Origin of the sequence: Blautia sp. MCC283, from assembly GCF_018785565.1 — a bacterium.
Lineage (GTDB): Bacteria > Bacillota > Clostridia > Lachnospirales > Lachnospiraceae > Blautia_A.
Map to the genome: position 1 here is coordinate 39,516 of NZ_WQQB01000005.1, position 11,848 is coordinate 51,363.

The window sequence follows — 11,848 nt, forward strand, 5'->3', positions numbered from 1 at the left end:
GTCAGGCAGATATCCACGATCCACCTTCACTGCGCAAGATCCATACCAGATAATACCTTAATAACCAGCCTGCTGCAACGCTTATATTCTATCACACCACCTCACCCCTGTAAAACACAAAAACCCCAAGAAACAACAAAAAGCAACAAAAAAAGACATCCGGCAGACCACATTATATGATCCGCCGGACATCTCTCTTTTTCATATCACGCTGTTAATTCAATCTCACAATCACCAGTCAATCCTGAATCTCTCATGGCAGAGCTTCGTCATTTTAGATATCCCGAAAAATTTTTCCAATATCAATATTATTTAATAAACTTAACCTCAGGATAAATTGCCTGCTTGGCAGCCTCTTTACGCTCATTAAATACAACCTTGTTCTCCTCAAACAGGTTACGTCCCTGTGCATCGATAGATACGATCAGCGGACCAAACTCCTTAACCTTATTGCACCATAAAGTCTCAGGCATACCAAGCTCATCCCAGTGATGCTCAACGATCTTCTCAACCTCTGTAGCAGCCACAACTGCACATCCAGCCGGGAAAACACAGTGGATCGCACCGAACTCTTTGCAGGCACGCTCCGTATTCGGGCCCATACCACCTTTACCAACGATCACTCTGACACCAGTCAGTTTTGTAAACTCATACTCGAACTTCTCCATACGCATGGAAGTTGTCGGTCCTACAGAAACCATCTCATAATCATCCTCTGTACCCTCGATCTTACGAACGATCGGGCCGGCATGGAAAATCGCTTTGTTGCGGATATCATACGGAAGCTCTCTTCCATACTCAACCAGACGACGGTGAGCAACGTCACGGCAGGTCATCAGATCTCCGTCCAGCCATACAATATCGCCGATTTTGATATCAGCCAGGTCTTCTGCGCTTATAGGTGTAATAAGAACTTTTTTATCTCCTCTGATTTCGATCATGATTTTTCCCTCCGTTTATATTAAGCATTAAATTTCCATGTGGAATGAGTATCACAGGTTACTGTAAGATCCGGATTTACAACCAGATGTCCACGACGGTGAGACCAGCATCCAACGTTTACTGCAACACCGATGGTAGATGGATGACGTGCGGTATTCTCAATGTTGACACCCATTACAGAATACTTTCCGCCCATACCCTGCGGTCCAAGGCCAATGGCATTGATACCGTCCTCAAGAAGCTTCTCCATTTTTGCTGCGTTTGCGTTGTCATTGTGGGAACCGATCGGACGCATCAGCGCTTTCTTGGAGTTCAGGGCAGCTGTCTCTACAGATGTACCTACACCTACACCAACAAGAAGCGGAGGACACGCATTCAGTCCATAAGTTGTCATCTGATCCAGAACAAAATCTGTAACACCCTCATATCCTGCGCCTGGCATCAGAACCATTGCTTTTCCAGGAAGAGTACATCCGCCGCCTGCCATGTATGCGTAGATCTCACATTTATCGCTGTTCGGAACAATATCCCACCATACAGTCGGAGTTCCTTTACCAACGTTTTTCTTTGTATTGTACTCATCAAAAGTCTCAACGGAATTATGTCTTAACGGTGCTGCAAAAGTAGCCTGAACAACAGCATCTTTCAGAAGTGCTTCCAGCTCATTGATATACGGGAAATTTGTTCCGCATTTCAGCCAGAACTGAAGAACACCTGTATCCTGACAGCTTGGGCGGTTCAGCTCTACAGCAAGACCCTGGTTCTTTGTCATTGTCTCATAGAGAACTTTTGGAAGTGCAGCTGTTTCCTGAGAACCAAGCTCTTCCAGTTTCTTAACTACGTCATCCGGTAATTTTTTTCCAATATGGGCAACAAAATCTGCTACCATGTCTGTTAATACTTTAACTCCATTTTCCTTAGTCATGATTTACCTCCTGATATGGTTCGATGGTTTAATGTTTTTTAGTTACATAGGTTTACATAAATTTGGTTGGTTGTTTCATCATTAATTTGGCTGATTAATGGTTAAGATAGCTTTTTGGCTTATTTATCACTTCTCCTGTACTGTATGGTCAGTACAGAAGGGAATGAACTTAATTGATCAAAAATGTTGCTGGTCACAAAGTGAACAGTAACTCAAAAGTTTCTCTCCTTACGGATAAAACGGGAACAGGATCGGTAACAGGATCATACAGATCACAAAAGATACCAGGATCAGCGGCAGACCGGATTTTACGTAGTCTTTGAATTTGTATCCTCCAAGACCAACTACCATGGTGTTTGCCGGCATACCGATCGGTGTTGCATATGCACAGGAACCTGCGATAACCGTTGCGATAACAACAGCTCTCGGATCTGCTCCCAGGTTGTTCGCAAGAGATACCGCGATCGGGATCATCAGTGCTGTGGTTGCTGTATTTGACATAAAATTTGTCAGTACACAGGTTACAATAAAGATCACCAGAAGAAGAAGGATCGGACTCGGATCTGCTCCAAGAAGTCCTACGATCTTATCTGCGATCAGCTCTCCGGCTCCGGTTGTATCCAGCGCTTTTGCAAGTGTCAGAGAACCGCCGAAAAGGAATACAACTTTCAGGTCAATAGATTTCAGTGCTTCTTTTTCGGAAATAACTCCTGTCAAAACCAGGACGATGGCTCCGATACATGCAGAAACCTCAATGCTGATACCGATCTCTTTTTCAAAGATCATTGCAAGGATCACAAGGATCAGAACTACCAGAGAAACCGTCTGTTTCCACTTCGGTACATGGCTGAAATCCTGCTGATCTTCAAGCGCTTCCCCGGCCGCATGGTTTCCATTGGGAAGGAAACGATATCCGATAAAAACAAAATAGAGGATTCCAAGAACAAGCATCGGAACTCCAACCGGCGCATACATAAAGAAGCTTGTGGAAAGCCCCATCTCCTGCAGAGCATTGACACCCATCAGGTTTCCCGGCGCACCGATAATGGAAAGGTTTCCGCCAAGAGCTGCCGCAAATACCAATGGCATCAGAAGACGGCTTCTGGAATACCCGGACTCATCGGCGATTCCACAGACGACCGGGATCAGCACTGCTGCGGTACCTGTGTTGGATAAGAACCCGGACATTACACCTACGATTACCATGATCGCAATGATCAGTGTTTTTTCTGTTCTGGCAAATTTTGTGACCAGGCCTCCGATCTTGTTTGCCATTCCTGTTTCAAACAATGCCTGGCCTACTACAAACATGCCAACGCAAAGGATTACGTTACTGTTTACATACTGTGAAAACGTTGTTGTCGCATCCACAACTCCTGTAAGGGTCAGGCCAATGGCACAGATCGAAGCCGTCAGTCCCAGAGGAATTTTTTCAAGGATGAAACTGATGATGGTGAACACAAGAAACAGCAATGTGATAGTTGTCTGAGACATTTCTGTACTCTCCTTTCACTATGTTGTGATTTCATATTGTTTTCTTCTGAAAAGTATAGGCCGTACACGTTTCTTTTGATGGCTTTATTATAACTCGTGTACATATAAAAAAACAAATTAGCGAAACACATATCCCCATAAAAAAATTTTATACTCTCAATTTTTAATGATAATTTTTATGCACTATTACCACAAAACTTTCTCGTTTTCAAATGAATATGGAATTTTTCACATGTCCATGATATCTTTATAATGACAGTCAGCTCCAAAGAGCATGTCCTGTTCCGCATTTCTTTCGATAAAAAACAGCGAAATCTGTCAAAAATTTCATCTGATCATACACGGAGAGAAGGTATATTATGACACTGAATCAACTACGCTATTTCTGCACAGCCAGCCGCTGCCACAGCATCACAAAAGCAGCCGAAGAATTATATGTGACCCAGCCAACCATTTCCATGGCCATTCGCGACCTGGAAATCGAATTCGGAATCAGTCTTTTTTCCAGAAAAGGAAATCAGCTGAGTCTGACCCAGGAGGGAGAATCCTTCTACAAAAAAGCTACTTATATTCTTCAATATTGTAATGAACTTCAGGCTGACTACTCCAGCATGTCCAGGGTAAAACCCCCTCTTCGCATTGGAATCCCGCCCATGCTGAGTACTGTATTTTTCCCGGAGCTGCTTATGGCATTTCATGAAAAACACCCGGAGATCGCCGTGGTCCTGGAGGAATATGGATCTGTCCGTGCCTGCAACCTGGTGCAGGATGACACCCTGGATGTAGCTCTGGTCAATATGGAACAGTATAATATTGATAAATTCCACAACGCTGTCCTGGCCAACGACCAGGTAGTTTTCTGCGTAAGCAATGACCATAAACTGGCAGAAAAAGAATCTGTCACAACAAAAGAAATGTCAAAAGAACAGCTGATCTTTTTTAACGCGGATTCTGTCCAGAATCAGATCTTGAAAATGCGTTTTGAAATGGACGGCTACAAGCCCAATATCGTGATGCGAAGTAGCCAGATCTACACTACTTTGCAGTTTGTAAAAACCGGAAAATACGGCTGTTTTCTCTATTCCAGCATGACCGATAAATTTTCCTCTTCCAATATTACCGGCATCCCTCTCAATCCACCTGTCCGCATAAAAATCGGCATGGTATGGAAAAAAAGTAAATACATCAGCGGCGATATGCTGACATTTCTGCATTTCACCCGCATGTATTACAAAGAACATCCGCTGATAGAAAAATAACAATTTACCAGATCCTGATTATATGTCGATTAATATTTCTAATAAATGGAATTTTTTTAATAAAACCCATTGAAATCCGTCAATTCATGTGATACTCTGTGTTACAGTGTATTTCTACACAAAACGAATGGCCGCCACCACCGCACACAAAAAGGTCCTGGCATCATTCAAAAATAAAAAAACTCAGGAGAGTCTCTTCAAATCAAAAGGGAAGAGCGCCGAAGGTGTACGCAGCACACAAAATGCTGTAAATCTCTCAGGCAAAAGGATGGAGGAAAGAGTAATGTTTACACAAATCAACAACTTTATCACATGGTTTGACGGAGTCGTTTGGGGACTTCCGCTGATCATTCTGATCCTGTTCACAGGAATTCTGTTAACCGCTCGGTTAGGCCTTTTACAGGTAAGGCATCTCGGAAAAGCACTGAAATTCATGGTTAAAAATGAAGAAGGCGGTGATGGTGAGGTCACAAGCTTTGGAGCTTTGTGTACTGCGCTTTCAGCAACCATCGGAACTGGAAATATCGTAGGTGTTGCAACTGCTATCGCAGCCGGCGGACCTGGAGCACTTTTCTGGATGATCGTAGCCGCATTTTTCGGAATGGCAACCAAATACGCAGAAGGACTTCTGGCAATCAAGTACCGTACCATTGACAAAGAAGGCCACGTTCTCGGTGGACCATTCTACTACATCGAAAACGGTATGGGAAAACAGTGGAGATGGCTTGCAAAGATCTTCGCATTTTTCGGAGCAGGCGTTGGACTTTTCGGTATCGGAACATTTACACAGGTAAACGGTATCGCATCTGCAGTCACCAACTTCTTTGATCCGGATAAAGCACACACAGTAGCACTTTTCGGAAATACATATTCCTGGGCAACTGTAGTTGCATGTCTGGTACTTACCGTATGCGTAGGACTTGTCGTTCTCGGCGGAATCCGGAGAATCGCAAAGGTATCCCAGGTCGTTGTACCGTTTATGGCAGTTCTCTATGTTGCACTGGCACTGATCATCGTGATCACAAACATCACTGCAGTACCTGCAGCGATCGTAACTATCGTAAAATCTGCTTTCACAGGAAGCGCACTTGCAGGTGGCGCAATGGGAACCATGGTCGTAGCTATGCAGAAAGGTATCGCCCGCGGTATCTTCTCCAATGAGTCCGGTCTTGGTAGTGCCCCGATCGCAGCTGCTGCAGCTCAGACAAAAGAGCCGGTACGTCAGGGTCTTGTATCCATGACAGGTACTTTCATTGATACCATCGTCATCTGTACCATGACAGGACTTTCCATTGTCATCACAGAGACATGGAACACAGGTCTTGAAGGTGTTGCCATCACAACCGCCGCTTTCCAGAAAGGACTTCCTTTCCCGCCGGTTGTAGCATCCTTCTCACTGATGCTGTGCCTGGTATTCTTCGCATTCACAACAATCCTCGGATGGGATTACTACGGTGAAAGATGTCTGGAATACCTCTTCAACCGAAATAAAGCCGCAGTAAAAACCTACCGCTGGCTGTACATCATCTGCGTTTTCATCGGACCATATATGACTGTAGCAGCTGTATGGAACATCGCAGATATCTTCAATGCCCTGATGGCATTCCCGAACCTGATCGCTCTTCTTGCTCTGAGCGGTGTGGTTGTAAAAGAAACAAAAGATTTCTTCAAAAGACATAAAAATTACGAGTTCTGATCCCGGACATCGTAATCAACTGAAAACACGCACAACCCCATAAAATTCCCCCTAATATCATACAAAAAAGACGCGTACCCTTTTATCATCCGATAAAGAGTCGCGTCTTTTTCATTATTCTAATTTTAATGAAACTTCTCTGATCATGCACCTGACTTTTTCACCTGTATGATGATCTTCTCAGTCTGCGGAAATTCTTATGCCAGCGTCAAAATCTCCATCTGCCGTGTAAGATCCGCCGCATCCAGGATCTCTCCGTTTCGAACGTCCTTCTTATCAAGCCGGACACAGATTTCCCCGCCATCTGTCATATGGAAAAAATTATCTGTAAGTGTCGCATCCACATCCGTAAATCCAACAGCTGTAAACGGGCTGAAACAGCTGCTCTTCAAATGGATCACAAATGCATCATCCTGCTCCTCCACCTCAGCAGTGATCTCCGGTTTATCCAGTTCCAGATACTTATATGGAACAAGAGTCTCCACATCACGGAGCACCCTTCCATCAGCCAGTGTCACTTCCGCCTCAAGAAAAATCTCATACTTCTTATCTTCCCATCCTGAAACATCCACCGTCAGGATCTGCCCGGACTCCTGCACACCCACAGTGCCCTTTCCGGTAATCTTCTCAAGAATCTCGCATTCCATATTTTTCACATAAAAGACAACCTGATATGACTGTGCTTCCATACTTTCATTTGCCAGATACACCTGCATGGTATCCCCATCCATGCACATACTCACCGCCTGTGGCCCATAGAATTTTTTTGCCATATAATGAAGTGCCTTCCAGCGACCAAAATAGTCGATACTTGCCCAGGACGCCACCGGCCAGTTATCATTGATCTGCCAGTAAAGAGTTCCCATACAGCGGCCTCTGTGACGTCTCCAGTGATCTACGCCATACTTCATGGCCATTCCCTGAAGGATCTGGCTCACATAGAGAAGCTTGCGGAAATTCTCCGGATAACGGAAATTCTCCGAAAGGTAATACAGGATCTTTCCGTTGGCTGCCGGATTCTTCTGGTGTTTCTCCATCACCCTGGAAAAAATATTCCGGTCTTTTTCTTCCGTAAAGCTCTCTACTGTTTTCAGACACGGGAAGGACTGGAAACCAAATTCCGAACAGAACCGGAAATAATGCTTCTGATAATCCGTAAAAGGCTTCTGGCCATGCCATACATCCCAGTAGTGACAGTCCCCCCGGTTCTCATCATCCGGCTCATCAAAACAACCCCCGGAACTCGGAGAAGACTGCCAGAAAAAGGTCTCGCTGTCTGCCGCTTTCACTGCTTTTGGCACCACATGCTCAAACATTTTTATGTAGTCCGCACGAAGATATTTCGACTCACTCTGCACCTCCGGCCAGTGATCCCAGGCAGATTCCATCTCGTTATTTCCGCACCACAGTCCCAGAGATGCATGATGACGGAGACGTTTTACATTTTCTGTAATTTCCTTCGTGATATTCTCTTCAAATTCTTCTGTAAGATCATAAACATTACAAGCAAACATCAGATCCTGCCATACGATCAACCCCATCTCGTCACAGAGATCATAGAAATGATCCGAAGGATAATAACCGCCACCCCACACACGGACGCAGTTAAAATTGGCACGTTTACAGGATTCCAGAAGGTACTCCTGAAGCTCCGGCGTGATCCTGGAATAAATACAGTCCTCCGGAATATAATTTCCGCCCATGGCAAAAATCTTCACGCCATTGACACAGAACGCGAACTCTTTTCCCCAGAGATCTTTTTCCTGGCTGATGGTAAGAGTACGGAGACCAATGCGCTTCGTTATAGTTTCCAGAACTTCGCCATCCTCATCCAGAAGTTCCACCTTAACTTTATATAACGGCTGATCGCCGTAGCCGTTTGGCCACCAGAGTTTCGGGTTGTGGATTCTTCCCGTCAGAGTTACAGAATTACTGTTCAACAGTACAGCTCCATCTGCATATATCTCTAAGTCTCCAGTCTCCTGAACCGCATGTCCATTTCCACGGACACTCGTCATATCCTTCCGGATACTCACTCTCACCTGACACTTATCCACAGCATCGCCGCTCACAGCTACAGTTGTACACACATCCACAGCATTATCCCCATGCCTTTGTGTGATCTTCACATCCTCAATCCTCGGATGACTGTACGCTTCCAGATAAATATCACGGAAGATTCCGGCATCAATCGTCTGGGGGCCCCAGTCCCATCCAAACATGCAGTGTGCCTTACGGATCAGCTGGTTTCCTTTCATTCCGCCGCAGGGAACATAATGGATCTCTTTATTCTCTTCATACTCATAATCTTCGATATACTTAAACACCGACCGAAATACGATCCGGATCTGGTTCTCACCGGAATGAAGAAATCCTTTCACATCCAGTTTCCAGGTACGGTGCATATTATCTGTAGATCCGGCTTTTTTTCCATTGATATAAATATCCGCAAGTGTGTCCAGTCCCTCGCATACCAGGATCACTTTCTTCTCATTAAGGACATCCTCCGTAACCGCAAACGTTCTGCAAAATTCATAATCCTTCCAGAACAGTTCCCTCGTGGCATCTTCATTGGTGCGGTAAAAAGGATCTTCAATCTTTCCGGCCCCGTAAAGTCCGGAAAGTACAGATCCCGGAACCTGCACTGCACATAATGTATCTTTCCCCGCTTCCGCCAGCTCCCACCGGCCATTTAACATAATCTTCCTCATAAAATATACCTTCTCCTGTAAAAATCCCCTTGCAGACTATGGCATTTCCATCAATTACTATATCAAACCTGACTGTTCAGAATATAACTTCCCGGAATTACTACAGACTTTCTTATATTATTCTGTAACACATTCGTTTTTACAGTCCTATATTTGGGACTGTTGTATTTTTGCAATCTGTCCTATAACCCGGACTTTATTTTTATTATCCTTACAACCCTTTTTATAACTTTCCCCCATAATTCCGGTAATTCTCAATATAATCCAGGATCTCCTCCGGATCTTTCATGAACCGGCACATATCCACAACATCTCTTGCCATGAATTTCTCCCCTGCCGTATACTCCAGAAGGGCCCTCATGCTGTCATAATATCCGTTGATATTATAAAGAACGATCGGCCTGTCGATCCGTCCCAGACTTTTCAGTGTCAGGATCTCAAAAAACTCCTCATACGTACCAATTCCACCAGGTACCACGATGGTCGCATCGGAACGGCTTTCCAAAAGGTGCTTCCTCTCACGCATATTTTCCGTAAAAATAAACTCTGTACAATGCTCATACAGGACTCCCGGCTTGTCAAAAAATCGCGGTGCGATCCCCAGGATATAACCTTTCTCTCTGTCAACGCCACGGGCCGCCGCACCCATCAGTCCTTCTTTTCCACCGCCAAAAACAAGGCCATGGCCACGTTTTCCTATCAGCCGTCCCAATTCCTCTGTTTTCTCATAATAAATCTTTTTCAGTTCTGCGCTGGATGCTCCATATATACAAATATTCATGCTTCTGTCCCCTTCTCTGCTGCCTTCACAAATGCCTGTAAAAGTTTCATCTGCTCCGAAGAATCATACATCATCTCCGGATGCCACTGCACAGCCACCGCAAATGGATGATCCTCAAGTTCCATAGCTTCCGGCACCCGGTCCTCGGACCAGGCTGTGATCCTCACATTCTCCCCGGCATCTTTTATCGCCTGATGATGAAAAGAATTCACCCGGATCTCCCGGTTCCCATAAGTCTTTTCCAATATACTGTCTTTGGCAATGCTCACTTTATGCCACGCCACATTTCTCGGGTACTTATCCCCGAAATGATGTTCAAAACCCCCTTCTTTTTCCAGATCCTGATACAGGGTTCCGCCGCAGGCCACATTCATGATCTGAATGCCACGGCAGATCCCGAGGATCGGCTTTTTCTTTTCCATCATAAAATATCTGGAAATCGCAATATCCTGCTCATCCCGCATGGGCATGATCGTTCCGCAGTACCCTTTTGGAAACGCCCCGTACCGCTCCGGCCCTACATCATGTCCGCCGGAGATCAGCACTCCGTCCAGCTGTTCCAGGAACGGTTTCGCCGCCTCCAGATCTCCATACTGCGGGATCAGCACAGGAATCGCACCGGCTTTCTCCAGGATATACACATAATCACCGCTGACAAAGTCCCAGTCCTGCCCGGTGATCCCCATGCCCGAAACCATTCCAACAGCATCCCTGTAGTCAAAATTACAGGTAACGCCGATCACAGGTTTTCTTTCCCTCATCCTTCTCCTCTTTCCACAAAAAAATGGTCGCTTTTACAGATATTCTACCGCAAATCCATACTTCCTACAATAGTCATCGACTCTGGTATTTTTTCTGCACAGGATCTTTGTCCCTTTATTTATGATCCATTCTCCCAGCACTTCTGGATCCCCGGAAAATTCCACTGTTTTCAACATACTGCACCCGTGAAACGCCCATTTTTCCACAGTTTCCACATATTCCGGAACCCGGACATATTCCAGATTTCTGCACTTCAGAAAAGCGCTCTCTCCAATAAATTTCAGCTTTTGAGGAAGTTCCAGCTTCTGCAGTCCGGTCTGATAAAACGCCTCTCTTTCAATCCGCTCCACAGACTGAGGAATTTTTATCTCTGTCAGATTCCCACATTTATAAAATGCCCTTCGCCCAATCTCAGTGATCATTTCCGGAAGCACTACTCCGGAAAGTTCCTGGCACTCCATAAAAGCTTCTGCCGGAATTCGGATGATTTTCTTATTCTCTTCAAAAACTGTCTTCTGCAGTCTTTTACACCCGTACAAAACCCCTTTTCCAATATATTCTGTTGTAGCCGGGATTTCAAAACTTCTCAGGTTTACACAACCGGAAAAAGCTCTGTTTTTTATAACTTTTATTTTCTCTGATCTTACTGTTCGAAGCCTTGTACATCCGGCGAAACTTTCTCTGCCAATCTCTCTGACGCAGTTTTCCAGGCTCACTTCTCTGATCCGGATATTATTCTTCAGTGCCTCGTCCCCGATTCGGCTGTAAGGCTGTCCGATAACAAGAATTCTCTCTCCGTGTTTCTCTGCACATCCTCTTACAAATGTTTTTTCTCTTTCTTTCTGCGAACGCCACACCAGTGTTTTCTGCATTTTTTAACCTCTCAACAAAAAAACGGATGCAATACCCTGAAAGATATCGCATCCGTATATAATGATCATGTTTTCAACAATACCATCTGCTACCGCAATATCTCTGAATTCAGGAAATGTTTCTTTCTGTGTCCCGAAAAATAGGTACACAAAACCAAACAATCTCCCCCTCCATTTATCATTGCGTGTAATAACTGGTAGCAGCTTTAAGCAGGTATCCTGGCTTATGTAATCACGATCCCTCCCCTTCTCATACAGATCCGTACAATGGTTACAGAAAGATCTAAACAAATACAGTAGCACGACTGCCTGGGATTCTCACCCTGTTCCCTCTTGGCCCTGCCGATGTGGCAGAGAACTTAAAACCGGTAATTGTTTTTTCTCCATATTTAACTGTTCAGAAATT

General features: G+C 44.8%; 9 protein-coding genes and 2 riboswitches. Of the genes, 2 read left to right on the top strand and 7 right to left on the bottom strand.

Features of this window, described 5'->3' with window-relative positions:
* Window positions 1–308 precede the first annotated feature (308 nt).
* From ttdB to GPK81_RS01540, 3 genes are all read right to left on the bottom strand, one after another.
* The gene (ttdB, locus tag GPK81_RS01530) at window positions 309–941 is read right to left on the bottom strand and encodes a L(+)-tartrate dehydratase subunit beta (protein ID WP_021977663.1); all 633 of its coding nucleotides are present in this window, start codon (window positions 939–941) and stop codon (window positions 309–311) included.
* Between the two features lie 20 nt (window positions 942–961).
* Complete coding sequence (ttdA, locus tag GPK81_RS01535) at window positions 962–1,867, bottom strand: L(+)-tartrate dehydratase subunit alpha (protein WP_021977662.1); 906 nt, start codon at window positions 1,865–1,867, stop codon at window positions 962–964.
* A gap of 228 nt (window positions 1,868–2,095) precedes the next feature.
* Window positions 2,096–3,361: an SLC13 family permease gene (locus GPK81_RS01540; RefSeq protein ID WP_021977661.1), complete on the bottom strand. Its 1,266-nt coding sequence runs from the start codon at window positions 3,359–3,361 to the stop codon at window positions 2,096–2,098.
* Window positions 3,362–3,720: 359 nt separating this feature from the next.
* Between GPK81_RS01540 and GPK81_RS01545 the strand changes: the two genes are divergently transcribed.
* A complete protein-coding gene (locus tag GPK81_RS01545; RefSeq protein ID WP_118608989.1) occupies window positions 3,721–4,620 on the top strand; it encodes a LysR family transcriptional regulator in 900 nt (299 codons plus the stop codon).
* A gap of 174 nt (window positions 4,621–4,794) precedes the next feature.
* Window positions 4,795–4,902, top strand: a riboswitch (glycine riboswitch).
* Between the two features lies 1 nt (window position 4,903).
* Complete coding sequence (locus tag GPK81_RS01550) at window positions 4,904–6,316, top strand: alanine/glycine:cation symporter family protein (RefSeq protein WP_181989047.1); 1,413 nt, start codon at window positions 4,904–4,906, stop codon at window positions 6,314–6,316.
* Between the two features lie 197 nt (window positions 6,317–6,513).
* Here GPK81_RS01550 and GPK81_RS01555 read toward each other — a convergent pair whose 3' ends face one another.
* The 4 genes from GPK81_RS01555 to GPK81_RS01570 form a co-directional block, all read right to left on the bottom strand.
* Window positions 6,514–9,027 carry a beta-mannosidase gene (locus GPK81_RS01555; RefSeq protein WP_118168471.1) on the bottom strand — a complete coding sequence of 838 codons (2,514 nt, stop codon included), beginning with the start codon at window positions 9,025–9,027 and terminating at the stop codon, window positions 6,514–6,516.
* A gap of 223 nt (window positions 9,028–9,250) precedes the next feature.
* Window positions 9,251–9,808, bottom strand: coding sequence for a TIGR00730 family Rossman fold protein (locus GPK81_RS01560; RefSeq protein ID WP_021976060.1), 558 nt, complete (start codon window positions 9,806–9,808; stop codon window positions 9,251–9,253).
* Window positions 9,805–10,569, bottom strand: a complete 765-nt coding sequence (locus GPK81_RS01565; RefSeq protein WP_021976061.1) for a gamma-glutamyl-gamma-aminobutyrate hydrolase family protein — start codon at window positions 10,567–10,569, stop codon at window positions 9,805–9,807. Before GPK81_RS01565 ends, GPK81_RS01560 begins: the two co-directional genes overlap by 4 nt.
* A gap of 33 nt (window positions 10,570–10,602) precedes the next feature.
* Window positions 10,603–11,442 (bottom strand): leucine-rich repeat domain-containing protein, encoded by an 840-nt coding sequence (locus GPK81_RS01570; protein ID WP_118071501.1) that lies wholly within the window; start codon window positions 11,440–11,442, stop codon window positions 10,603–10,605.
* Window positions 11,443–11,634: 192 nt separating this feature from the next.
* A riboswitch (cobalamin riboswitch) is annotated at window positions 11,635–11,820 on the bottom strand.
* Between the last annotated feature and the right edge of the window lie 28 nt (window positions 11,821–11,848).